19 protein-coding genes are annotated in these 23,395 nt (G+C 70.7%); 4 read left to right on the top strand and 15 right to left on the bottom strand.

All coding sequences use genetic code 11. The annotated features are described in order from the left end of the window. The first annotated feature begins 38 nt into the window (after nucleotides 1–38). From moaA to J2853_RS18275, 3 genes are read left to right on the top strand one after another with little or no spacing between them, the layout of a single operon-like run. On the top strand, nucleotides 39–1,028 hold the full coding sequence (gene moaA / locus J2853_RS18285; RefSeq protein WP_307559505.1) for a GTP 3',8-cyclase MoaA: 990 nt from the start codon (nucleotides 39–41) through the stop codon (nucleotides 1,026–1,028). Then, nucleotides 1,025–1,711, top strand: coding sequence for a molybdenum cofactor guanylyltransferase (gene mobA, locus J2853_RS18280; RefSeq protein ID WP_307559503.1), 687 nt, complete (start codon nucleotides 1,025–1,027; stop codon nucleotides 1,709–1,711). The genes moaA and mobA overlap by 4 nt, the downstream gene beginning before the upstream one ends. Nucleotides 1,712–1,720: 9 nt before the next feature. After that, a complete protein-coding gene (locus J2853_RS18275; protein WP_307568720.1) occupies nucleotides 1,721–1,972 on the top strand; it encodes a DUF6457 domain-containing protein in 252 nt (83 codons plus the stop codon). A gap of 188 nt (nucleotides 1,973–2,160) precedes the next feature. On the opposite strand, the gene J2853_RS18270 is transcribed toward J2853_RS18275, so the two are convergent. Continuing rightward, nucleotides 2,161–2,436 carry a DUF3099 domain-containing protein gene (locus J2853_RS18270; protein ID WP_307559502.1) on the bottom strand — a complete coding sequence of 92 codons (276 nt, stop codon included), beginning with the start codon at nucleotides 2,434–2,436 and terminating at the stop codon, nucleotides 2,161–2,163. A gap of 111 nt (nucleotides 2,437–2,547) precedes the next feature. Between J2853_RS18270 and J2853_RS18265 the strand changes: the two genes are divergently transcribed. Next, on the top strand, nucleotides 2,548–2,760 hold the full coding sequence (locus J2853_RS18265; RefSeq protein WP_307559500.1) for a dodecin: 213 nt from the start codon (nucleotides 2,548–2,550) through the stop codon (nucleotides 2,758–2,760). 40 nt (nucleotides 2,761–2,800) lie between these two features. On the opposite strand, the gene iolD is transcribed toward J2853_RS18265, so the two are convergent. The 14 genes from iolD to J2853_RS18195 form a co-directional block, all read right to left on the bottom strand. After that, nucleotides 2,801–4,756 (bottom strand): 3D-(3,5/4)-trihydroxycyclohexane-1,2-dione acylhydrolase (decyclizing), encoded by a 1,956-nt coding sequence (gene iolD / locus J2853_RS18260; protein ID WP_307559498.1) that lies wholly within the window; start codon nucleotides 4,754–4,756, stop codon nucleotides 2,801–2,803. Next, nucleotides 4,753–5,676 (bottom strand): 5-deoxy-glucuronate isomerase, encoded by a 924-nt coding sequence (gene iolB / locus J2853_RS18255; RefSeq protein WP_307559496.1) that lies wholly within the window; start codon nucleotides 5,674–5,676, stop codon nucleotides 4,753–4,755. The genes iolD and iolB overlap by 4 nt, the downstream gene beginning before the upstream one ends. Further along, nucleotides 5,673–6,572: a Cgl0159 family (beta/alpha)8-fold protein gene (locus J2853_RS18250; protein WP_307559494.1), complete on the bottom strand. Its 900-nt coding sequence runs from the start codon at nucleotides 6,570–6,572 to the stop codon at nucleotides 5,673–5,675. Before J2853_RS18250 ends, iolB begins: the two co-directional genes overlap by 4 nt. Further along, on the bottom strand, nucleotides 6,569–7,534 hold the full coding sequence (gene iolC / locus J2853_RS18245) for a 5-dehydro-2-deoxygluconokinase (RefSeq protein WP_307559493.1): 966 nt from the start codon (nucleotides 7,532–7,534) through the stop codon (nucleotides 6,569–6,571). Before iolC ends, J2853_RS18250 begins: the two co-directional genes overlap by 4 nt. Before the next feature lie 3 nt (nucleotides 7,535–7,537). Further along, entirely contained in the window at nucleotides 7,538–8,473 is a 936-nt protein-coding gene (locus J2853_RS18240) for a sugar phosphate isomerase/epimerase family protein (protein WP_307559491.1), read from the bottom strand. A 13-nt stretch (nucleotides 8,474–8,486) separates the two neighbouring features. Next, nucleotides 8,487–9,491 carry a Gfo/Idh/MocA family protein gene (locus J2853_RS18235; protein WP_307559489.1) on the bottom strand — a complete coding sequence of 335 codons (1,005 nt, stop codon included), beginning with the start codon at nucleotides 9,489–9,491 and terminating at the stop codon, nucleotides 8,487–8,489. A gap of 285 nt (nucleotides 9,492–9,776) precedes the next feature. Continuing rightward, nucleotides 9,777–12,767: a glycoside hydrolase family 2 TIM barrel-domain containing protein gene (locus tag J2853_RS18230; protein WP_307559487.1), complete on the bottom strand. Its 2,991-nt coding sequence runs from the start codon at nucleotides 12,765–12,767 to the stop codon at nucleotides 9,777–9,779. Nucleotides 12,768–12,798: 31 nt separating this feature from the next. Continuing rightward, a complete protein-coding gene (locus J2853_RS18225) occupies nucleotides 12,799–15,528 on the bottom strand; it encodes a glycoside hydrolase family 38 N-terminal domain-containing protein (RefSeq protein WP_307559485.1) in 2,730 nt (909 codons plus the stop codon). 59 nt (nucleotides 15,529–15,587) lie between these two features. Then, a complete protein-coding gene (locus J2853_RS18220) occupies nucleotides 15,588–16,445 on the bottom strand; it encodes a carbohydrate ABC transporter permease (RefSeq protein WP_307559484.1) in 858 nt (285 codons plus the stop codon). Beyond that, a complete protein-coding gene (locus J2853_RS18215) occupies nucleotides 16,442–17,389 on the bottom strand; it encodes a carbohydrate ABC transporter permease (RefSeq protein WP_307559482.1) in 948 nt (315 codons plus the stop codon). The genes J2853_RS18220 and J2853_RS18215 overlap by 4 nt, the downstream gene beginning before the upstream one ends. A gap of 7 nt (nucleotides 17,390–17,396) precedes the next feature. Then, nucleotides 17,397–18,749 (bottom strand): ABC transporter substrate-binding protein, encoded by a 1,353-nt coding sequence (locus tag J2853_RS18210; RefSeq protein WP_307559479.1) that lies wholly within the window; start codon nucleotides 18,747–18,749, stop codon nucleotides 17,397–17,399. A gap of 218 nt (nucleotides 18,750–18,967) precedes the next feature. After that, on the bottom strand, nucleotides 18,968–20,209 hold the full coding sequence (locus J2853_RS18205) for an ROK family transcriptional regulator (protein ID WP_307559477.1): 1,242 nt from the start codon (nucleotides 20,207–20,209) through the stop codon (nucleotides 18,968–18,970). Between the two features lie 229 nt (nucleotides 20,210–20,438). Beyond that, nucleotides 20,439–21,806, bottom strand: a complete 1,368-nt coding sequence (locus J2853_RS18200) for a TldD/PmbA family protein (RefSeq protein ID WP_307559475.1) — start codon at nucleotides 21,804–21,806, stop codon at nucleotides 20,439–20,441. Between the two features lie 83 nt (nucleotides 21,807–21,889). Continuing rightward, complete coding sequence (locus J2853_RS18195; protein ID WP_307559472.1) at nucleotides 21,890–23,389, bottom strand: TldD/PmbA family protein; 1,500 nt, start codon at nucleotides 23,387–23,389, stop codon at nucleotides 21,890–21,892. Nucleotides 23,390–23,395 lie beyond the last annotated feature (6 nt).

Here is a 23,395-nt window from a genome sequence, read left to right as displayed (position 1 = left end):
CCCTATTTGAATCGGTAGCCGAATGGGAGGTGACGCCCATGTTGCAGGATTCGTTTGGCCGTGTGGCGACTGATCTGCGGGTGTCCCTCACGGACCGCTGTAATCTGCGCTGTTCATACTGTATGCCGCCCGAGGGCCTCGAATGGTTGCCGAAGCCCGAGCTGCTCACCGCCGACGAGATCGTCCGGCTGGTGACCATCGGAGTCGAACGGCTGGGCATCACCGAAGTCCGCTACACCGGCGGCGAGCCCCTGCTCCGCCGGGAGCTGGTCGACATCGTGACCCGCACCGCCATGCTCCGTCCCGCCCCGCAGGTCTCGCTGACCACCAACGGCATCGGGCTGAGCCGTACGGCCGCCGCGCTCGCCGAGGCGGGCCTGCACCGGGTGAACGTCTCCCTCGACACCCTCGACCGTGAGACGTTCAAGACGCTCGCCCACCGCGACCGGCTGACCGACGTGCTGGAGGGGCTGGCGGCGGCCGACGCCGCCGGACTGCGCCCCGTCAAGATCAACACGGTGCTGATGCGGGGGATCAACGACCACGAGGCCGTGCCGCTGCTCAATTACTGCCTGGAGCGCGGATACGAGCTCAGGTTCATCGAGCAGATGCCGCTGGACGCCCAGCACGGCTGGCGCCGGGAAAACATGATCACAGCCGATGAGATCCTCGCCAGATTACGGGACGCCTTCGAGCTCACCGACGACGATCCGGTGGAGCGCGGCAGCGCCCCGGCCGAGCTGTTCCTCGTCGGGGGAGGGCCGGCCAGGGTCGGAGTGATCGGCTCGGTCACCCGGCCGTTCTGCGGAGCCTGCGACCGGGTACGGCTCACCGCCGACGGGCAGATCCGCAACTGCCTGTTCGCCACCGACGAGTCCGACCTGCGGGCCGCGATGCGTTCGGGCGCGGGTGACGACGAGCTCGCCGAGCGTTGGCTGGCCGCGGTCCGGATCAAGAAGGCCGGGCACGGCATCGACGACCCGGCCTTCCTGCAGCCGGCCCGCCCCATGTCTGCCATCGGCGGATGAGTTCCCGCTATGACGCCTGCGTCCTGGCGGGCGGACGCGCGAGCAGGCTCGGAGGGCAGGACAAGCCCGCCCTGCGCGTCCTGGGCCGTTCGCTGATCGAGACGGTGGCCGCGGCGGTGGCGGACGCGGAAAGGCTGATCGTCGTCGGGCCGATCCGCCCGGGGCTGCCGCACGCGATCTTCCGGCGGGAGGATCCGCCCGGCGGCGGTCCGGTCCCCGCGCTGCGTGCCGGACTGGCCGAGGTGAGCGCGCCCTGGGTGGCGTTGCTCGCGGCCGATCTGCCGTTCCTGACCGCCGAGCACGTGTCGGCGCTGCTGGAGGCGGCGGGCGGTGGCGGTCCGGGCGATGGCGGTCCGGGCGGTGACCCGGTGGAAGCCGCGACGGGCGCGGTTCTCGTCGACGACGACGGCCGGGAGCAGTGGCTCGCCGGAGTCTGGCGTACGGCGAGCCTCGTGCGGGCGCTGGCCGGTTACGAGGAGCGGTCGCTGCACGGGCTGCTCGCCCCGCTGTCCCCGGTCAAGCTGCATCTCACCGGAGAACCGTGGTTCGATTGCGACACCCTGGATGATCTGCGGCGTGCCCGGGACGGTGAGCCGGGTTCCAGAGCGGAAGTACGGGCACTGAGCGAGGGCCGTGAAAAACGGCGGGAACGCGAGACGATCGCGACCGCGGACGAGGAGTGAGAGTTGAACGTGCTAATGGAGTGGACCGCGCTGGTCTGCCGGGAGCTGGGCGTCGATCCCGCGAAGATCGATCGGGATGAGCTGCTCGACCTGACGAAGGAGGTCGCACACGGGGTTGCCCGCCCGGCCGCGCCGCTGACGGCGTATCTGCTGGGGCTCGCCCAGGGAGCGGGTACGGCGCCGCCGGACGCCGTGGAACGGCTGACCACGCTGGCGCACAACTGGGAACAGGCGACCACGGAGACGATGGGCGACAAGTAAAGGTCTGTCAGGAGAAAGTAAAAGTTTGGGAAAAGGCAACGCCGGGTGGTTACGGGGGCAAACCACCCGGCGCCGCTTCATCGGCGTTCCGACGGGGGCCCGGAACGCCGGCACCAGTGCCCCGACGGGGGACCAGGGCACTTGGCTAAAGCGTACACCTACAACCCCTGAGATGCGTCAAGACTTAGTCACGACCCGATCTCGCGTCGGTGGCGTGGAATCTCACTTTGTCCCGAATCTTCCACGTCAGGACCATGTGAAGGCCCCTGCTGGGGTGCGTTTGCCCCGATCACGGCAACGTATGGTAAAAAGATCGCCCCCGCGAAGAGCAGCAGGCGCACGGGCAGTGGAGCGGGCACGGTAAAAGCGAGGACCAGGCAGATCAGCCGGATCCCCATCTTGATGAAGTAGCTCTTCTCCCGCTTACCGATGTCTTCGCTCAGGGACGGTTTGGCATCGGTCACCCGGTGCACTACCGGTCGTCTGAGCCATCCCCTCACAGTTCCCAATTTAGACCTCGGATCAGATGGATGCGAACGGTCATACGGTCATGGCTTCCGGGGCAGGAAGATGTGATGACAGATCGAACGTATCGGGTGACCGAGATAGTCGGAACATCGGGGGACAGTATCGAGGGCGCGGTGCGCAACGGCATCCGGCGCGCCTCGCAGACCCTCCGTCACCTCGACTGGTTCGAGGTGACGGAGGTCAGAGGGCACATCGTCGACGGCGAGGTGGGCCACTTCCAGGTCGGGATGAAGGTCGGATTCCGCCTGGAGGACGGCTGACCCCGCGCCGAAGAGGACGGCCGGCCTCGCGCCGGCCCGCTCATCGGCCGGTCCGGCCGGTCCTCTCCGTCGGTGCCAGGTAGGGGCGCTGAGTGGCCTTGTGCGCCGTGTAGGCGTCGTGGGCCCGCCGCGTGGTGTCGAGATCGCTGACCTGGCTGACCGGGACGTCCCACCAGGACTCGCTGTCCGGAGCGTGGACGGTGGGGTCGGTCTCGACGTGGATGACGACGGGGCCGCCGTCCGCGGGAGCGGCCTTGGCGTCCCTGATCGCCTGCTCGAGTTCCTTGCGGCTGTGCGCCTCGATCACGGTGGCGCCGAGACTCCGGGCGTTGGCGGCGAGGTCTATGGGCAGCCGCTCTCCGTCCAGGCGGCCGGTGGCGTCGTCGCGGAAGCGGTAGGCGGTGCCGAACCGCTGCGACCCGAGCGACTCCGAGAGCGAGCCGATGGAGTGGAAGCCGTGGTTCTGCACCAGGACGACGATGATCTTTAGTCGTTCCTGCACCGCGGTGACCAGCTCGGTCGGCATCATCAGGTAGGAGCCGTCGCCCACCAGGACGAACACGTCCCTGTCCGGGTCGGCCAGCCGTACGCCGATGCCGCCGGGGATCTCGTAGCCCATGCAGGAGAAGCCGTACTCGACGTGGTAGGACTTGCGGTCGCGGACCCGCCACAACTTGTGCAGGTCTCCCGGCATGGAGCCGGCCGCGCACACCACCACGTCCCTCGGGTCGGACAGCTCGTTGACGCAGCCGAGGACGGTGCCCTGGGTGAGCACGCCGTCGGCGAGCGCGTCGGTGACCTCCACGGGCGGGTTGTGGGCCGCCTCCACCCGGGCGTCCCAGTCCCGCCACAACTCCGCCTGCCGGGCGCGGTACGCCGGCTCCACCGCGTACCCGTCCAGGGCGGCGGTCAGCGCGGTGAGCGCCTCCCTGGCGTCGGCCACGACCGACAGGCCCGCGAGCTTGCCGGCGTCGAAGCGGGCGACGTTGATGTTGACGAAGCGGACGTCCGGGTCCTGGAAGGCGGTGCGCGAGGCGGTGGTGAAGTCGCTGTAACGCGTTCCGACGCCGATGACGACGTCGGTCTCCACGGCGAGGGCGTTGGCGGCGGTCGTGCCCGTCGAGCCGACGGCGCCCATCGCCTGAGGGTGCTCGTGCGGCAGCGAGCCCTTGCCCGCCTGGCTCTCGCCGACCGGGATCCCGGTCGCCTCGCTGAACGCGCGCAGCGCGTCCTCCGCGCCGGAGTAGTGCACCCCGCCCCCGGCGACCACGAGCGGGCGCCGCGCCGAGCGGATGAGAGTGGCGGCGTCGGCGATGTCGACGGCCTCGGGCAGGGGCCGCGCCACCCGCCAGACCCGCTCGGCGAAGAGCTCCACCGGCCAGTCGAACGCCTCCGCCTGCACATCCTGAGGCAAAGCGACGGTCACCGCCCCGGTCTCCACCGGGTCGGTGAGCACCCGCATGGCGCCGAGCAGCGCCGAGGGCAGCTGCTCCGGCCGGTTGACCCGGTCGAAGAAGCGCGACAGCGGGCGGAAGGCGTCGTTGACGGTGACGTCCGCGGCGTACGGGGCCTCGAGCTCCTGCAGCACCGGCCCGGCCACCCGGGTCGCGAACGTGCCCGAGGGCAGGAGCAGCACCGGGAGCCGGTTGACGGTCGCGAGCGCGGCCCCGGTGAGCATGTTGGTCGAACCGGGGCCGACGGACGCGGTGCAGGCCCACGTCCGCAGGCGGTCCTTCTGCCGGGCGTAGGCCACCGCCGTGTGGACCATCGCCTGCTCGTTGCGGGCCAGCACGTACGGCAGGCGCTCCTCGCCGCCGGCGAGCTCGTTCTGCAGCAGCGCCTGGCCGATCCCGGCGACGTTGCCGTGCCCGAAGATCCCGAGGCAGCCGGCGAACAATTTCTGCCGCCGCCCGTCGCGTTCGCTCCACTGGTTGGCAAGGAACCGGACGACGGCCTGGCCCACGGTCAGGCGCACCGTCCCCGCGGTCGCGGTCATCGCGATCCTCCGATCGGAAGCCTGGGGTCGACGTCCTGCCGGGCCCACGACTCCCGCACCCATCCGTGCGCGGGGTCGTCGCAGATCAGCCAGGCCCGGGTCGCGCCGGGACCGGCCATCACGTTGAGGTAGTAGAGGTCGTAACCCGGAGGCGCCATCGCCGGGCCGTGCCACCCGTGCGGCACGAGGACGACGTCACCGGAGCGGACCTCGGCGAGCACGTCGATGGGCCGCGCGTCCGTGCCGTAGACCCGCTGGTAGCCGACGGGATCGGCGCCCCGGGCCGGGCCGCCGGGCTCGGTCCCGACCTCGAAGTAGTAGATCTCCTCAAGCTCGGTCTCGACACCCTCGCGCTCCTCGTCGTGTTTGTGCGGCGGGTAGGAGCTCCAGTTGCCGGCCGGGGTGACGACCTCGCAGGCGATGATCGAGTCTGCGTCGAGCACCTGCGGCACGCCGAAGTTGCGCACCTCGCGCGAGGCCGTACCGGCGCCGCGGAGCTCGACGGGGACGTCGGCGACGGCCACGTGCCGGAACGGCGGCGGCACCTGCCGCTTGGCCGCCTTCGCGCCGCAGAGCGCGACCCTCACCCGGTCCGCGCCGGGGTTGCGCACGGTGAGGCGCGACCCGCGCGGCACGTAGGCGACGTCGGTCGGACCGGCGAAGACGCTCTCCCGCCCGGTGAGCCGGGCCTCGTGCCGCTCACCCGCGTGGTCGACGGCCGTGACCTCGGCGCCTCCCCGCAGGGGAACGACGAGGACCTCGTCGTCGCCGGTGTCGACGGTCACCTGACCGGCCGGCTCCAGCGTGGTCACCCGCAGGCTCGTGTGCGTCCACCCGTCCAGGGCGTCGTCGATCGACACCTCGAACTCGCCCGAGGCGGCCGTCCCGAGGGGGTGGACCCAGCGTCCGTTGTCGCTCACGGCCGCCTCCCGTGCACGAGACCCGCGGCGATGTCGACCGCCGCGGCCACGTCGCCGTCCGGCGGGAACAGCAGCGCCCGCCCCACGACCAGCCCGCGCACCGCGGGCAGGTCGAGCGCACGGCCCCACGCGGCGTACGTCTCGTCGGGGTGCCCGCTCGGATCCCCGCCGAGCAGGAGGGTCGGCAGCGTGGTGGCGTCCATGACCCGCTCCAGCTCGTCGACGACCGGCAGCTTCAGCCAGGTGTGCCGGCTCGTCGCACCGAGCCCCGCCGCGATGTGGATCGAGGTGATGGTCGAGTCGGGGTCGAGCAGGTTCCGCACGAGGCCGTCCTGGCGGACGGACAGGAAGGGTTCCACCATCGCCATCACGCCCCGCTCGGCCAGACCGGTGACCGCGCGGGCGCTCGCCTCGAGCGTCGCGACGGTCGCGGGGTCGCCGTAGCAGATCCGGGTCAGCATCTTGCCGCCGTCGAGACCGCTGGCCGCGATCTCCTCGGCGGTGTAGGCGGTGAACCGGTCGTCGAGCTCGAAGACCGAACCCTGCAGACCGCCCCGGTTCATCGAACCGATGGCGACCTTGCCCTCCAGGGCGCCCAGGAGCAGCAGGTCGTCGAGGATGTCCGGGGTGCCGAGCACGCCGTCGACGCCCGGGCGGGACAGCGCGGTGGCCAGGCGCTCCAGCAGGTTGCTGCGCGAGGCCATCGCACGGCGGTCGGCGCGGACGCCGAGTGCGCCACGGGCGGGATGGTCCGCGGCCACGATGAGCAGCCGGCCGTCCTCGCCCACGAGCTCGCGGCGTCGCCTCGCGGCCCACCCTTCGGCGATCCGCCGGGGCTCGCGCACCCGGATCTCGGTCAGCTCGGCGATGCCGGTCCGGCTCGACGTCGTCGTCATCGTTCCACCTCATGTTCCTGGCCGGCGAGGACGGCCTCGACCTCGGCCTCGTACGGCATCGCGCTGGAGCACTCGAGCTTCGAGGCGACGATGGCGCCGGCCACGTTGGCGAACCGCAGGATGAGGTGCAGATCCCACCCGCTCCGCAGCCCGTGGACGAGCGCGCCGCCGAAGGCGTCCCCGGCGCCGAGGCCGTTGACGACCGTGACGGGGAAGGGGGGGACCTCGACACGCTCGTCGGCGGTCACGGCGAGCACGCCCTTGGGGCCCTGCTTGACGATCGCCAGTTCCACCCCGCGTTCGAGCAGGGCGTCCGCCGCGCGCTGCGGCTCGGTCTCTCCGACGGCGACCTCGCACTCCTCGCGGTTGCCCACGGCCACGGTGACGTGGTCGAGGGCCCTGCCGACCTGTACGGCGGCCTCGTCGCGGTCCGGCCAGAACATCGGCCGGTAGTCGAGGTCGAGGACGGTGTGCGACCGCCGTCCGCGGGCCTCCCAGGCGGCGAAGTGCGCGGTGCGCGACGGCTGCTGGGACAGGCCGGTGACGGTGGCCCAGTAGACCGACGCCTCACGGATCGCGTCGAGCGGGAGCTCCTCCGCCTCGATCATCAGATCGGGGGCGGTCGGGTAGCGGTAGAAGTACAGCGGGAAGTCGTCCGGGGGGAAGATCTCGCAGAAGGTCACCGGCGTCGGCGGGCCGTCGACCTCCGTGACGAACGTGTCGTCGACGCCGAAGTCACGCAGCGCCCGGTGGACATATCGGCCGAACGGGTCCCGGCCGGTGCGCGTGATGATCGCGGACCGGTGTCCGTACCGGGCCGCGGCCACCGTCACGTTGGTCGCGCTGCCGCCGAGGAACTTCCCGAAGCGCTCGACGTCCTCGAGACCCACGCCGGAGTCGAGCGGGTAGATGTCCACCCCGACCCGGCCCATGGCCACGAGATCGTATGCCGCTGGGGCCATCGGTCATGCCCCCGCGGTGCTCGGGTCGCCCGCCACGGCGAGCAGGTGCGCGATGCTCGCCCGCACGTCCGCCACCGGGTCCGGGCCTCCGGCGGCCGGCGGGCCGGTGAGGATGGTGTCCTGCTCGAGGACGTACCACCCCGCGTACCCACTGCCTTCGAGCGCGGCCACGATGGCGCTGATGTCGACGTCGCCCTCGCCGAGCGGGACGTACATGCCGCCGGCCACGGCCTCGGTGTAGGTCACGTCGCCGGACCGCACGCGCCTGGCCCAGTCGACCCGGACGTCCTTCAGATGGGTGTGGACGATCCGCCCGGGGTTGCTCTGGGCGATGGCGACGGGGTCGCCGCCGCCGATGAGGAGGTGCCCGGTGTCGAGGCACAGGCCGACGCGGCTGCCGGTGAGCACCCGCTCGGTCTCCTCGCCGCTCTCGATCATCGTGCCGACGTGGGGGTGCAGGGTGGCGACGAGCCCGTGGGCCGCGGCGGCGTCGGTGATGCGGTCGAGGTTGCCCAGCAGGGCCGACCAGCCGGAGTCGTCGAGGACCGGGCGGTCGTCGTAGCCCTCCTGGCCGGTGGCGGCGGCGATGACGACGGTGGAGGCCTGGGCCGCGACCAGCCCTTCCATGGCGCGCTCGACCTCGGGGAGGGGGTCGTGGCCCGGGTCGTGCAGGATCACGGGGACGAACTGCCCGACCGCCTTCAGCCCGTGGCCGGCCAGCGTCGCCGCCTTGGCCTGGGGGTCGTCGGGCAGGAAGCCGTCCGGGCCGAACTCGGTGGCGCTCAGGCCGAGTTCGCGCATCTGGCGCAGCACGGTGTCCGGTTCGAGCTGGAACCCCCAGCCGGGGACCTCGCAGACGCCCCAGGAGATGGGCGCTCCGGCGACGCGATCGGCCACCGGGCGGCGGTCGCCCGACGACGGGATGCTTGCGGTGCTCACAGCGGTCATGTCCTCAGATTCCCTTGATCTCGAAAAGGGCGACGGGCCTGCGCTCCGCCCGGGAGAGCTCGCACGCCTCGGCGATGCGGGAGGCCTCGAGCGCGTCGCGGACGGTGCAGGGGGAGGTCCGCTCGCCGCGGACGACCTCCGCGAACGCGGTGAGCTCGGCCTGGTACGCGGGGAGGAAGCGCTCCATGAACGACCACTTCTGGGGACCCCTGGGGAAGTCGACGCCCTCCTCGGCGGAGCGCATCGCCAGCGAGTGGTCCAGCCCGACGGCGATCGTGCCCTTCTCGCCGTGGACCTCCATGCGGACGTCGTGGCCGGCGCCGTTGTAGCGGGTCGAGGAGATCAAGGCGATCGTGCCGTCGTCCAGGGTCAGCAGGGCTCCGGCGGTGTCGACGTCACCGGCCGCGGAGAAGAAGTCGGCGCCCTTGTTGGCGCCCGTCGCGTAGACGGAGGCCACTTCCCGCCCGGTGACGAACCGGAGGATGTCGAAGTCGTGCACGTTGCAGTCGCGGAAGATGCCGCCGGAGGTCGGGACGTAGGACGCGTGCGGCGGGGCCTGGTCGTGGGTGTTGGCCCTGATGCTGTGGATGAACCCGAGCTCCCCGGACTCCACCGCGGCGCGCGCCCGCCGGTAGCCGGCGTCGAACCGTCGTTGGAAGCCGACGTGCACCTGCACGCCGGTGGACGCGACGAGGTCGGCCAGGCCGATGGTCTCCGCGAGAGTGGAGGCCACCGGCTTCTCGCAGAAGGTGGGCACCCCCGCGGCGATGCTCTGACGCAAAAGCGGTGCGTGGGCGGGGGTGGCCGCGGCGATCACGAAGCCGTCGACGCCCGACGCGAGCAGCGCCTCGGTGTCCGGGGCGACGTCGGCCCCGAGCTCGTCGGCGAGGGTCTTGGCCGCCCCGAGGTCGGCGTCCGTCACGACGAGCTCGTCGACGAAGTCGAGAGCCGCCAGGGTCCTGGCATGGAAGGCGCCTATCCGTCCGGCGCCCGCTAGCCCGATGCGCATTCGTGATCCCCATTTCGATACGTGATTGGGTCGTGCCCGCTGTGGCATGAGGCCTGTTCCGGCATCCGACGATGGGGGGTGGCGTGCCCGATGACCACATACTACGTCAATACTTTGTCCTGACATACTGTCTTAATGTCATGCTCGCGCGCGAGATCCCGCCCGGCTCGCCGAGAGCCGGGCGGGGCGTCTCGATCGGCCGCGGCGCCGCCGCGCGACCGGGAAGCGGGCGGCGTACGGCTCGCCCGCTCCCCAGTGGCGCCGTGGACGCGGTGGACCGCGTGGCTAGCCCGCCGCGATGCGCAGCCTGATCGTGCGAGCCTCGGGGCGAAGCGCGAACTCGGGCCACACGTCCGGGCCACAGGCCCGTGAGCCGAGCCCGTGCTGGGCCGCGTCGACGATCAGGTGACTCGTCGTCGAATCCGGAAGCTGGAACGGGTGTCCGGCCTGTGCGATCTGCTGTGGGGTGTGGCGGCTGAGCGTGAAGCCGGGGCGGCGCCCGCGCGTGTCCGGGAACGCCGCGATGCGGAGCACCTCGGTGCCGGCGCTCGTCAGCGTCAGCTGCCGCAGCCGGGAGCGGTGCCCGGTCTCCTGGGGTCGCGCGTAGCCGACGGAGAGGTCGCCGACGGCGGAGGAGAAGCGGCCGGTGCGTGCCGCGCGGAGACTGTCGGGGTAGGACTCCAGCGGGCCGAGACCGAACCACTCGGCGCCGTCGACGGGGGCCGCGCCGTCGGGCAGATCGAAACGGATCCCGATCCGCGGCCACACCGTCGCCCAGCCCCTCGAGGGCTCGATCTCCACACGCAGTTCGAGCTCGTCGCCCTCAAGCGACCAGACGGACTCCACGATCACCGACAGGGCGGAGTTCGCCGCCGAGACCTTGGAGGTCGTCCGCAGGGCGTCCGCGGTGCGCTCCACGGACAGGCGCCGCGTGGTCAGCCGGTCGAGACCGTCGCGACGCCACAGCTCGGCGTTGGAGACCCCGGCGATACTCGCGTCGCTCTCCTCGACCTCCTGGGACGCGCCTTCGTCGTTGTCGGTGGGGGCGCGGAACAACTCCAGCCGCGGGCCCGCCACCGCGCGGCCGGCGAGACGCACGAGGGACCCGCCGGCGAACTCGGCGATTCCCAGCGTCAGCGTTCCGTCGCTCCGCCGCCAGTCGGTCCGGTGCCGGACGGCAGGCGCGGGACGAGGCGTCGAACGGTCCAGCTGGGCGGTCGCGATCACATGCCCGCCGGGGGCCCAGGCGGTCCCGGCCGCCAGTATCGCGTCGACGGTGAGCCAGGTCTCCGCGTCCCGCGTCACCGGGATCCGCGGAAGCGGCACCCGCGCCGACCCGCCCGCCGCGACGACGGGGACCTGGAGGTCCCCGGAGTCCACGAGCGTCCCGTCGTGCTCGACGCGCCAGCGGAAGCGCAGGTCGGACGTGTCGGCCGAGTGCCGCAGGTTGGCGATCTCGACCTCGTCGCCGTCGAAGGCGAAGCGGACCGGCGCCACGACCGCCTTGTACTCGTGGAGGCCCGGGGTCGGGACGTCGTCGCTCAGCAGCATTCCGTCCATCACGAAGTTGCCGTCGTGGACGACCTCTCCGAAGTCGCCGCCGTACGCGTAGAAGGGCGTCCCGTCCGGGGTCGTCGTCAGGATGCCGTGATCGCGCCATTCCCAGACGAAGCCGCCGTGCAGCCGCGGATGCTCGTGCACCAGCGCCTCGTACTGGTCGAGCGCTCCCGGCCCGTTGCCCATCGCGTGGGCGTACTCGCAGAGCAGGAACGGCCTGGTGCGCTGCCGGGCGCCCTGCGCGGGGGTGCAGTTCAGCAGCGGCGCGCGTGAGCCGTCGGTGCCGATCTGCTCGGTCTCGAGCACCGAGGAGTACATCCGTGAGTAGACGTCGGTGTACTCGCCGGCGTGGTCGCCTTCGTAGTGCACGGGCCGTCCGGCGTCGCGGGCGTGGACCCAGGCCGACATCGCGGCGAGGTTGGCCCCGGTTCCCGCTTCGTTGCCGAGCGACCAGATCACGATGCTGGGATGGTTCTTGTCCCGTTCGACGGTGCGCCGGATGCGGTCGAGGTACACCTCACGCCACGCGGGGTCGTCGCTCGGGTTGCCGGCCCAGTCGAGTTTGTCGAAGCCGTGCGTCTCGAGATCGCATTCGAGGACGACCCAGAACCCGAGCTCGTCGGCGAGGTCGAGCAGCCGTGGATGCGGCGGGTAGTGGCTGGTGCGGATCGCGTTCACGTTGAACCGCTTCATGCGGGCGAGGTCCTCGCGGGCGTGCTCCTCGTCGAAGACGCGGCCGCGCTCGGGGTGGGTCTCGTGGCGGTTCATCCCGTGGAACACGACGCGGCGGCCGTTGACCAGGAACCGGTCGCCGCGGATCTCGACCGTGCGGAAACCCGCCCGCAGGGCGATGCTCTCCGCGGCCGTCGACACGGTGACGTCGTACAGGCGAGGCCGCTCGGCCGACCAGGGCTCCACACCGTCGACGTCGAACGGGGCCACGTCGGCCGCCGTCGCCCAGACCTGCTCGACGCCGAGTTCGGGCAGGCGAAGGGTGACCGGGAACGCCGCCGCGTCGGCGGTGATCTCCGTCTCGACCTGCCCGCGCCCATCGTCGAACCCGGTTCGCAGCCAGACGTCCTCGATGCCCCCGGCCGGCCGTGCGATCACGGTGACGTCGCGGAAGATGCCCGGCAGCCACCACTGATCCTGGTCCTCGACGTAGCTGGCCGCCGACCACTGGTGCACGCGCACGGCGACGACGTTGTCGCCCGGGCGCAGCGACGACGTCACGTCGAACTCATGGGCGAGCCGGCTGCCGCTCGCGCCGCCGATCTCGTCACCGTTCACCCACACCGTGAAGAGCGACTCGACACCGTCGAACCGCAGCACGACGCGCTCGGCCTCCGACCAGTCGGAGGGCAGGTCGAAGTGGCGGCGATAGTCGCCGGTGGGGTTCTCGTCCGGGACATGGGGCGGGTCGATCGGGAACGGGAACTGCACGTTCGTGTAGATCGGCCGGCCGTAGGCCCCGTCACCCTGGAGCACCCAGTGGGAGGGCACCGGGATGTCGTCCCAGCCGCCGTCGTCCCAGCCGCCGTCGTCGAAGTCTCCGGCCGCGAAGTCCTCGGCCGCCGGCACCGTCGGCGACAGGCGGAAACGCCAGAGCCCGTTCAGCGAGAGAGAGGGGGCGTCGGAGTGCAGCCACGAGCGCGCCGCGCGCAGCGCGCCCCGCCCCGGTGCGGTGTCCGAAACATACGCGGAAAGGTGAGAAGGCACGAGGTCACAACTCTTTCTTGATGACGGCTGTCTACCGGACCACGACCGTTCGAATCTCCCATGGGCCGAGGGCGAGTTCGAGTCCGTCCGAGACCGGCGCCGCGGAGAGCGGCCGGCCGAGCAGGTCGACCGTGGTGGCTTCGGTGAACGCGCCGGTCACGCGGACGGCCGATCCCGTGTCGCTCATCGCGGCCAGCCGTATCTCGGTGCCGGCGCCGCGATCGGCGTCGGCGACGCGGCGGATGCTCGAGACGAGGACGTCCGTGCCGTCGACCCGCAGGCCGGTCGCGTCGGCGGGCAGCCGGTCCCCGGCGGGCGCGGTCCCGCGGGCGACCAGCACGTCGTTGCGGAAGTCCTCGGCGAGAGCGACCGCGTTCGCGCCCCGCCAGCCGGTGGCCGAGGGCACGACGGCGAAACGGTTCTCGATGCGCACGCCGAGATCCTGAGCGCCCGGTGCGGGGATCTCGCTCGCCGCGGGCTCGTCACGGAGCGGATGGATGTTGACGCTGATCGAGCCGATCGCGCGCAGCAGTGTGATGGCCAGCTCGGAGCCGTCTTCGACGAGTTCGTACTCGGTGGCGTGGTCGAGCAGCACGTTGGCGGCGCCGGCCGACACGAACGAGCTCGCGGGGAAGGTCGGGATCGGGTATTCGCCCCAGCCGCCCTCGGCGGTGAGCCCACGCTCGGTGACGGCGAACTGCCCGGCGGACGCGGACACGGACGCCGGCTCGGGCAGCGGCACGTGGAAGCGCAGCCGGTGGTCGGCGGAGGAGTTCAGGAACGACGTGGAGACGCGGACGAACGGCTCACCCGCGCGCACCTCCACGAGGGTCTCCACCGGGGTCGGCACGGTCCGGCCGTCGCGCAGGTCGCGTTCGGAGGAGAGAGCGGCAGGCCATTCGTAGACGCGGGTGACCCGCGTCCTCGAACGCAGCGGGCCGTTCTCGAGGATCTCGACGGCGACCTCCGCCGGCTCCGACACGAGCACGTCCTGTGCCGGCGGAGCGTAGTTGTAACTGTCGCCGCGGTCACCGCCGTCGACGAGGCGGCCGACTCCGTGCAGCACGGTGCCGTCGGTCCCGGTCACGTCCAGGGTGCCGTCGGCGGCGATCGCGACCTCGACCAGTCCGTTCGAGAGCGCGCGGGCCGTCGCCGTCGCGGGTGCGAACGTCGTCGGCCGCACGGCGGCCTGGTCGCTCGGTTCGACCCGGAAGCTCGCAAGCCCGGAGGCGGGGACGTTCACGGGCACAAGCGCGGTCGCGCGGGCCTCCTCCAGCGTCAGCACCCTCCACTCACCCGGATGCGCGGCGGCCGCGGCGGCGACCTCCCGGCGCAGGATCAGCAGGTCGAACGGTCCGCCGGCCGGCACCTCTGCGAGGTGGAAGACGAGCGATCCCGGGGTGAGTTCGTAGTGGTCGATCAGACGGCCGAAGAGCTCGCGGCGGTGGATGCGGCGCAGCACGCGTTCGAGCCGCGAGGCGTCCATGCGCTCGTCGCTGAGCACGGTCGGGGCCTGCGAGGTCAGCTGCACGGGACGCGCCGAGCCGTCGGCGGCGGTCGCGACCAGAACGGTTCCCTCGGGCGGGGCCACGACGTCCACCTCGACCAGTGCCGCGCGCGGGAACGGCAGCGGGTTGGCGACCAGGTAGCCGTCGCTCGGCACCAGGGCGGCGGGCTCGGCGAGGGCCGCGTCCCGGACCGCCCGCGCGGCGTGCGTGGCCTCGGCGAGACGCGCCTCGACCTGGTCGGAGGTCTCGTCGGTGCCGGAGCCGACGACCGAGTCGTGCGCGGACGACTCGATGATCTTGTGCCACGCGAGCGAGAGGAACGGCGAGTCGTCGCGCCGGGACCACAGAGCATTCACCCGCTCGGCGTGGTCGATGGTGCGCTCGGCGACGGCCATCCGCTGCTTGAGCCCGAGCCGTACGGAGAGCACGCCCGGGAGGATGTTGCCGCGCACGTGGCTGCGCAGCTCACCGGTGACGACGGCGGAGACCTCGTCGCGCACATGCTTGCGGATGTACTCGTCGAGCGTCGCGATGGTGATGGGGCGCTCGTCGCTGGACGCTCGCCGCAGCCAGGCCGCGAGGTGCGGGTCGGGCGCGTTGTGGTCGGTGCCGGCCATCGCGAGCACCGGGTCGCCGCCCCACCGCTCGGCCGTCATCTCCGCGTACTCGCCGAGCGCGCGCCTGATCTGGTCGGGGATCAGCAGGACGTCGAGGCCGTTGTCGTAGCCGTCGAAGAGGAACTCGGTGCGCACCTCGGAGCCGTCGGGAGCGCGCCAGCGGAAGGCGTGACCGTCGACGGAGCCGGGAACCCCGCGCCACAGCGCCGCGTGCTCGATTCCGGCGCGCGCCAGGATCTGCGGCATCTGCGCGACGTGGCCGAACATGTCCGGCAGGTAGCCGATGGGCATCGAGCCCCCGAGGTCCGCCGCCGCCGCCCACCCCATCTGCAGGTTGCGCACGATGGTCTCGCCGGAGCACAGGAACTCGTCGAGCAGGATGAGCCACGGCCCGATGGCGAGCCGGCCGCCGGCGACCAGGGCCGCGACGCGATCGCGGTTCTCCGGCCGCATCTCCAGGTAGTCCTCGATCGCGGCCATCTGCCCGTCGACGGTGAACCGGAAGTCCGGGTTCGCCTCGGCCGTCTCCAGCACGGTGTCGAGAGCGGTGACAAGCCGGTGCCGGAACACCTGGAAAGGCTCGTACCATTCCCGGTCCCAGTGGAAATGGGGCACGAAGACGGCGGAGTTCTGCATGGGGAGAGGGGACCTTCTGCTGGTGGGAACGTGGGAGACAGGGGGGCGGTGGTACGGAGTCACTTGATCGAGCCGGAGGCGAGCCCGGTGCGCCAGAACCGCTGGAGGAGGATGAACAAGATGATCACGGGCACGATCGAGACCAGCGAGCCGGTGATCACGGATTCCTGGAGAAGCGGGGCACGGGCGGTCTGGCCGTTCCACTGGTAGAGGCCGAGCGTGATCGGGAAGAGCGACTCCTTCTGCAGCATCACCATCGGCAGGAAGAAGTTGTTCCAGATGGCGACGAACTGGAACAGGAAGATGGTCACCAGCGACGGCGTCAGCAGCTTGAGCGCCACCGAGAAGAACGTGCGGAACTCGCCGGCGCCGTCCAGGCGCGCCGACTCGAGGATCTCCTCGGGGACGGCGGCGGCGGTGAAGATGCGGGCGAGGTAGACGCCGAACGGGCTGACGATGCTGGGCAGGAACACCGCGAGGTAGGTGTTGACGATCCCGGTCGCCGAGAACAGCAGGAACAGCGGGAGCGCGAGCGCGGTGGTGGGGACGAGGACGCCGCCGAGGATGACGGAGAACAGGAACTCGCGGCCCCGGAACTTGAACTTGGCGAGCGCGTAGCCGCACAGCGCGGAGATCAGGGTGCCGACGGCCGCGCCCAGCACCGCGTAGATCACGCTGTTCAGAGCCCACCGCCCGAAGATGCCGTCGCTGCGGGTGAACAGGGTGCTCAGGTTCGTGAACAGGTCGAAGTGCGAGAACGTCAGCCCGAAGGTGGAGGCGAGGTCGCCCTGCGGTTTCGTCGCCGCGACGATCAGGAAGTAGAGCGGCAGCAGGAAGTAGATCGCCAGGAGGAACATCAGGGCCATGGCGGCCGTACGGCTGACGCGGCTCTCGCGGGTCGGGGTCTGGTTGCTCACAGTCCGGCCCTCTTCGAGGTCAGTCGCATGAACCCGAAGCTCAAGACGAAGGTGATGACGGCGATGACCACGGAGATCGCCGCCGCCTGCTGGTAGTTGTTCCCGGAGGCCACCGCGTACGCGAGCATGTTCGGGGTGAACGTGCTCGAGATGTTCGAGGAGATCTGGCGCAGTACGGCCGGCTCGGCGTAGAGCTGCAGCGTGCCGATGATCGAGAACACCGTGGTGAGGATGATCGACGGAGCGATGATCGGGACTTTGATCCGCCACGCGATCGCCCAGTTGCTCGCACCGTCGAGCTTGGCGGCCTCGTAGAGCTCCTGCGGGATCGCCTGCAGCGCCGAGAACATGATCAGCATGTTGTAGCCGGTCCACAGCCAGGTGGAGACGTTCGCCGCCGACCACAGCACGGCGCCCGGGCCGAGGAAGTCGGGCTGGAGGCCGATGGCTTTCAGCAGATCGACGAGGGGACTGAGCTGCGGCGAGTAGAGGAACGACCACATGATCGCGGCGATGACGCCGGGCACGGCGTACGGCATGAACGCCGCGATGCGGAAGAACGCCTTGAGCTTCAGCAGGGGAGTGTCGAGCAGCAGCGCGATGATCAGCGCGATGAACAGCATGACCGGCACCTGCACGATGCCGAACAGTCCGATGCGCCCGATGCTGTTCCAGAACTCCGTGTTCTGGAACACCTGAACGTACTGCTCGAAGCCACCGAAGGTCGTGTACGACGTGCCGTACTGGCCACCGGTGCGGCGCACGACGAGGAAGCTCTGCCAGATCGCGTAGGCGATCGGCACCAGGTAGAACAGCACGAACGGGAGGAAGAACGGGATCAGAAAGGCGGCGATGGTGCCCGCCCGGGGGCCGCCGCCGTTGTGACGACTGCGGCCTCCGGGCGTCGCCACCACGCGGGTCGCGCGGGTTGCGGTGTCAGTCATGCCGCGGTCAGTTGCCCGCGACAGCCGGGATCGCCAGATCCTGCATCGATTTCAGTGCGGACGCCTGGGCGGCCGAGAGCGCGTCGGCGAGCTTGCCGTCGCCGGCTGCCGCCTTGGCCAGCGCGTCCTGAAGCGCCAGGTTCACCGTCTTCTGGGTGGGGCCCCAGGCGAAGGAGGTGTCGATGTTCTTCGACGACTCGGCGAAGACGTCGAAGATCTTCTCGTTGCCGTAGTACGGGACGCCTTCCGAGAGCGCGGGAAGCTCCAGCCCGGCGGTGGCCGCCGGGTAGAGGCCGCCCAGCTTGTTCTCCAGGGCGAGGGCCTCCGGGTCGGTGTTCAGCCAGGAGTTGAACTTGACCGACTCGTACAGGTGCGTGTTGCCCTTCATGAACGCGACGGTGGATCCGCCCCAGTCGCCGGACGCGGCGCTCGAGCCCCACGTCGGCATCGGGACGATCGACCACTTGCCGGACTGGTCGGGCAGGTTGTCGCGGAACATGCTGTAGCCCCAGGCGGCGCCGACGTAGCTGGCGATCTGGTTCTTCTGGTACGCGGCGTACATCGGGGTCGAACCGTGGGCGAGGTCGGTGCGGACGAGCTTGGCGTCGATCAGCTTCTGCCAGTACTCGGCGACCTGCTTGCTCTGGTCGGATTCGACGGTGACGTGCCACTTGTCGCCGGAGTAGCCGTACATCTTGGCGTTGTTCTGCCAGAGGAGTCCGTTGAAGAACTCGGCGTTGTTCGGGTCGAAGAACGTGATGCTGAGGTTGGGGTCCGCGTCGTGCAGCTTCTGCGCGTCCGCCGCGTACTCGTCCCAGGTCTTGGGGATCTCGAGGTTGTGCTTCTTGAAGATGTCGCTGCGCACGAAGAGGGCCATCGGGCCGGTGTCCTGCGGGAAGGCGAACACGCCGGTGTCACCGAAGCTGGACTGCGACCAGGTCCACGGCACGAACTTCGACTTGGCCGCGACGGCGTCCGCGCAGGCCGAGGCGTCCACGAAGGCGTCCTGGGTGCGCAGGCTGGGGAGCTGGTCGTAACCGACCTGGGCGAGCTCCGGCGCCTTGCCCGCCTTGAGGGCGTTGCCGATGGTGCCGTACTGGTCGGTGGAGATGTTCTTCATCTCGACCTGGATGTTCGGGTTCTTCTGGTTCCACAGGGCGACGACCTGGTCCATACCCGGAACGGTGTTCCAGTACTGGAGGGTGACGTTGCCCTTCGCCGGCTCACAGGCGGCCGCGGGGGCGGCTGCGGCGCTGCCGCTCGACGGAGCGGGCGACGAGCACGCGGCGAGTCCGGCGGTACTGGCTGCCGCGGCGATGACGACACCCGCGATCCGGATGCGCGTGACGGTGTTGCTCATGTTTTCCTTCCAGAGGAACGACTGGTGACGGCGTTAGACCGGTCGACGTTGACATCTCAGGCGAGGGGGATGCCGGAATGCCTTCTGGCGGGCATCGACAGGACGCGACGGTGTCAGTTCAGCGCCGAGCGCCGTGGCGGGAATTAGCAAATCATGTGTTCATAATCGCCCGCAACACCTGCGGGGACAAAACTTTGTCAGGACAAAGGTGGAGGTGATCACTCCGCCGCGAGAAGAAGGGCGGACGGCCGGGGCGAGAAGGTGTTGTCGAGCACGAGAGTCGCGGCCCCGACGGCGGCGACGTCGACGGGGATCGCGGACTGGGCGAACCGGATGGGATGCGGCGGAACCAGGGCGGGATCGCTACGCACCGCGTCCGGCAGCGCACCGAGGATCACCGGAGAGATGCGCGCCCAGAACGGCCCGCCGAAGATGACCTCGTCGATGTCGAGAAGGTTCACGATCACGACGATCGCGCGTGCCAGAGAACGCGCGGCGTCGGTCAGGATCGCGGTCGCCGCGGGGTTCCCGGCCGCGGCGAGGGCCGCCAGCCTGCTGAACGCCGCGTCCACGTCGACCGTGTCCTCGAAGTTGCCGGCCTCGGCCGCCGAGAGCACGCCGTCGAGCACCGCGCGTTCGACGAGCGCCCGCGGAACGGTGATGTAGCCGACGCAGCCGCGCCGGCCGCAGGTGCACATCGGACCGTCGGGATCGACGGTGATGTGGCCCCCGTCGCCCGCGTTGGAGCTGATGCCGCGAATGACCTCGCCCGACACCGACAGGCCGGTGCCGAGACCGGTGCCGTAGTACATGAACGCGAAGTCGCGGCTGCTGTCGGGGCCCGCGAACCACAGCTCGGCGACGACCGCGGCCGTCGCGTCCTTCTCGAGCAGCACGGGCAGGCCCGTCGCCTCGGCGAGCGAGCGCCGCAAGGCCACCCGGTGCCAGTTGGGCATCATCGGCGGGTTCAGGAGCACGCCGTCCTCGACGTTCACCGGGCCGGGCGACGCGATACCGATACCGAGGATGCGGGACCTGTCGACGGCGGAACCCGCGATGAGCGCCTCGATCGCGTCCGCCATCTCGTTGATGACCGCGCTCGGGTCTCCCGCGGTCGGGGTGCCGGTGCGCGAGTGGTCCCGGACCGTGCCGGACAGGTCGACGAGCACATAGGTCACCGCCGCGGGATCGATGTGCACCCCGACCGCGAAACCGCCGCTCGGGTTCAGCTTGACGACCGCCGCCGGCTTGCCGGGGCCGCTCGTGCGCCTGCCGTGCTCGTCGACGAGACCGGCGTCGAGAAGCCGCCGGCAGACCTTCGTCACCGTCATCCCGCTCAGGGCGGTCAGGGCGGCGAGCTCGGACCGGGTGATTCCCTCGGGGCGCCGGCGGATGGCGTCGAGAACGACCGTCTGGTTGTACTCACCGACGGCGGGAAGGTTCGTTCCCGTGCGATCCAAGGCTGGCCTCCCCGCGCGCTGTGGCGATTGGAAGCTTAGCGGTGCCTTGTCCGGACGCGAACGCTCCGTCCGGACCGGGTGACGACGGCCACGGACGCCCGTCTCCGTCTCCGGGCGTCCGCAGGCGATCGGCGCGGGTCAGGGCCGCGTCCGGTCCAGGCGGGCGATTCGGCTCAGACGCCTCACGCGGAGGCCGCCGGCGTCCGCGTGAGGCGGGCCCCGGATCGCCCTAACTGGCCTGGCTGACCGTCGACATGTTGAAGTCGGGCACCCGGACCGGGGGCATGATCGCGCGGGTGAAGTAGTCGTTCCACTCGCGCGGCAGGGTCTGCTCGGAGGCGCCGACCTCGCTGAGACGGCGCAACAGGTCGACCGGGCTCTCGTTGAAGCGGAAGTTGTTCACCTCGCCCACGACCTCCCCGTTCTCCACCAGGTAGACGCCGTCACGGGTCAGTCCGGTGAGCAGGAGGGTCTGCGGGTCCACCTCGCGGATGTACCACAGGCAGGTGAGAAGCAGGCCGCGCTCGGTGGAGGCGATCATCTCCTCCAGCGAGCGCCCGCCCTCGGGACCCGTCATGACCAGATTGTCGATCTCCGGAGTCACGGACAGGCCGGTCAGCTCGGCCGAGTACCGGGTCTGCAGCAGGTTCGTCAGCCTGCCGCCGGCGATCCAGTCGGTGGGCTCCAGGGGCAGGCCGTTGTCGAACACCGAACTCTGCCGGCTGGAGGCGTGCGCCACCACGAACGGCGCGCACTCGATGCCCGGGGCGGCGGGGACGGCGGACAGGTTGATCGGCAGCTCGGAGAGGGCCTCCCCGACGCGGGTCCCGCCCCCGGGGCTGGAGAAGACCGTGCGACCCTCGAGCGCGTCGCGGGCTCCGGCCTTCCAGTAGAGATAGATCATCAGGTCGCTCACCGCGCTCGGCGGGAGCAGCGTCTCGTACCGGCCCGCGGGCAGGTCGATCCGCTTCTTCGCCCATTCGAGGCGCTGGGCCAGCGAGGCGTCCAGCGCCGCCACGTCCACGTCGGTGAAGTCGCGGGTGGCCACGCCCGTCCACGCGGAACGCTTCATGTCCGGGGACTTGGCGTTGAGTTCCAGGCGGCCGGTGGGCTGGGTGTGGCGGAGCCGGGTTCCGGTGGAGGTGCCCAGGAAGGTCGTGGTGACGATGTGCTCGGCGAAGCCGTACAGCTTGCGCCCGCCCGCCTCGGCCGTGGCGAAGGCCCTGCCGAGCGCGGGCGCGAACTCGCCGAACACCCCGATCGAGGTGGGGTCGGCGGGGGCGTCCCAGTCGGAGGAACGGCCGCCCTCGACCAGCGGCCGGGCGTCCTCGGACGGCTGGGCGTCCTCCGCGGCGTGATCGGCCGCCGCGACGATGTCGGCGAGCTGCTCGGGGCGGACCGCCGCCCGTGACACCACGCCCACACCCCGGCCCACGATCGAGATCACGGTGAGCTGCGAGGAGCGGGACACGCCGTTGGTGGTGAGGGTGTTGCCCGCGAACCGCAGGTTGGCGCTGGAGCCCTCGTCCACGATGACGACGACGTCGTCGGCCGTGGAGAGGTCCAGAACCTTCTCGATCATCTCCTGAGGGCTCATCCCACTCCTGTCCTCACCGCTCGTCGAGGCGGTCGCCGGTGTGCCGGGTCCGTCGGGTCCGTCTGGTCGCACGCGCTGCTCGCTCAACTGCCACTCTCCTGCACGGTGTTGAGGATGCGCACGTCGCGGAAGAGCGCGGACGGGCAGCCGTGGCTGACGGGGGCGACCTGGCCCGGCTGGCCCTTCCCGCAGTTGAACGCGCCGCCCAGCACGTAGGTCTGCGGCCCGCCGACGGCCTCCATCGACCGCCAGAAGTCGGTGGTCGTGGCCTGGTAGGCGACGTCGCGGAGCTGACCGGCGAGCCGGCCGTTCTCGATCCTGTAGAAGCGCTGGGCCGTGAACTGGAAGTTGTAGCGCTGCATGTCGATGGACCAGCTCTTGTCGCCCACGACGTAGATGCCGCGGTCCACCCCGGAGATCAGCTCCTCGGTGGAGGGGCCGTCGGGGGCGGGCCGCAGCGAGACGTTGGCCATGCGCTGGATCGGCATGTGCCCGGGGGAGTCGGCGAAGGCGCAGCCGTTGGAGGCGCCCATGCCCTTCAGCAGCGCCATCCGCCGGTCGAGCTGGTAGCCGACCAGGACGCCGCCCGAGACGATGTCGAACTCCCTGGTCGCCACGCCCTCGTCGTCGTAGCCGATCGTGGACAGGCCGTGTTCGGTCGTACGGTCGCCGACCACGTTCATCGCCGGCGAGCCGTACGCCAGCGTGCCGAGCCGGTCGAAGGTGGCGAAGCTGGTGCCGGCGTAGGCCGCCTCGTAGCCGAGGGCCCGGTCCAGCTCGGTGGCGTGCCCGACGGACTCGTGGATCGTCAGCCACAGGTTGGACGGGTCGACGACCAGGTCGTACCGCCCCGCCTCGACGGAGGGGGCGCCGAACTTCTCCTGGAGGTGTTCGGGAATGCGGGCGAGCTCGCCGGGGAAGTCCCAGGTGGGGCCGGTGAGGTACTCGTATCCCCGGCCGACCGGCGGGGCGAGCGTGCGCATCGACTCGAAGCGGCCGTCCTGGACCTTCATCGCCTCCAGCTCGGGGTGCACGCGCACCCGCTGCTGGGTGGTGGAGGTGCCGGCCGTGTCGGCGTAGAACTTCTGCTCCTTGACCTGCATCAGCGAGGCCTGGACGTGGTTCACGCGCGCGTCTCTCAGCAGGCCGCCCGACCAGTCGGCGAGCAGCGCGACCTTGTCGCGCATCGGCACATCGAAGGGGTCGATCTCGTAGGAGGAGACCCAGGTGACGTCGGAGTGGACAGGCTCGGGGGCCAGCTCGATGGGCTCGCGGTTGACGGCCGCGGAGATGACGGCCACCTCCACCGCCTGCTCGGCGACCTTGACCGCGGCCTCGGGGGTCAGCTCGATGCCGGCCGCGAAACCCCAGGTGCCGTTCTTGACGACCCGTACGGCGTAGCCGAGGTCGTCGGCGTCGATGGAGCCTTCGAGCGAGGCGTCGGACAGGCGGAGGGTCTCCGCGCGGACGCGCTCGAGCCGGAAGTCGGCGTGTTCGGCGCCGAGGTCACGGGCGCGCTGCAGAGCCGCGTCCGCCAGTTGCCTCAGGGGCAGGGCGAGAAAGTCGGAATCGATCTGGCGCATGTCGAC

It is taken from the genome of Streptosporangium lutulentum (assembly GCF_030811455.1).
Lineage (GTDB): Bacteria > Actinomycetota > Actinomycetes > Streptosporangiales > Streptosporangiaceae > Streptosporangium > Streptosporangium lutulentum.
This window is presented reverse-complemented; position numbering and strand designations above follow the sequence as displayed.

Excerpts from the sequence above, each read along its gene's own strand:
- moaA (WP_307559505.1), top strand. The coding sequence starts at position 39 with ATGTTGCAGGATTCGTTTGGCCGTGTGGCGACTGATCTGCGGGTGTCC.
- J2853_RS18210 (WP_307559479.1), bottom strand. The coding sequence starts at position 18,749 with ATGAGCAACACCGTCACGCGCATCCGGATCGCGGGTGTCGTCATCGCC.
- J2853_RS18200 (WP_307559475.1), bottom strand. The coding sequence starts at position 21,806 with ATGAGCCCTCAGGAGATGATCGAGAAGGTTCTGGACCTCTCCACGGCC.
- J2853_RS18250 (WP_307559494.1), bottom strand. The coding sequence starts at position 6,572 with ATGACGACGACGTCGAGCCGGACCGGCATCGCCGAGCTGACCGAGATC.
- iolC (WP_307559493.1), bottom strand. The coding sequence starts at position 7,534 with ATGGCCCCAGCGGCATACGATCTCGTGGCCATGGGCCGGGTCGGGGTG.
- J2853_RS18215 (WP_307559482.1), bottom strand. The coding sequence starts at position 17,389 with ATGACTGACACCGCAACCCGCGCGACCCGCGTGGTGGCGACGCCCGGA.
- J2853_RS18235 (WP_307559489.1), bottom strand. The coding sequence starts at position 9,491 with ATGCGCATCGGGCTAGCGGGCGCCGGACGGATAGGCGCCTTCCATGCC.
- mobA (WP_307559503.1), top strand. The coding sequence starts at position 1,025 with ATGAGTTCCCGCTATGACGCCTGCGTCCTGGCGGGCGGACGCGCGAGC.
- J2853_RS18225 (WP_307559485.1), bottom strand. The coding sequence starts at position 15,528 with ATGCAGAACTCCGCCGTCTTCGTGCCCCATTTCCACTGGGACCGGGAA.
- iolD (WP_307559498.1), bottom strand. The coding sequence starts at position 4,756 with ATGACCGCGACCGCGGGGACGGTGCGCCTGACCGTGGGCCAGGCCGTC.
- J2853_RS18195 (WP_307559472.1), bottom strand. The coding sequence starts at position 23,389 with ATGCGCCAGATCGATTCCGACTTTCTCGCCCTGCCCCTGAGGCAACTG.
- J2853_RS18265 (WP_307559500.1), top strand. The coding sequence starts at position 2,548 with ATGACAGATCGAACGTATCGGGTGACCGAGATAGTCGGAACATCGGGG.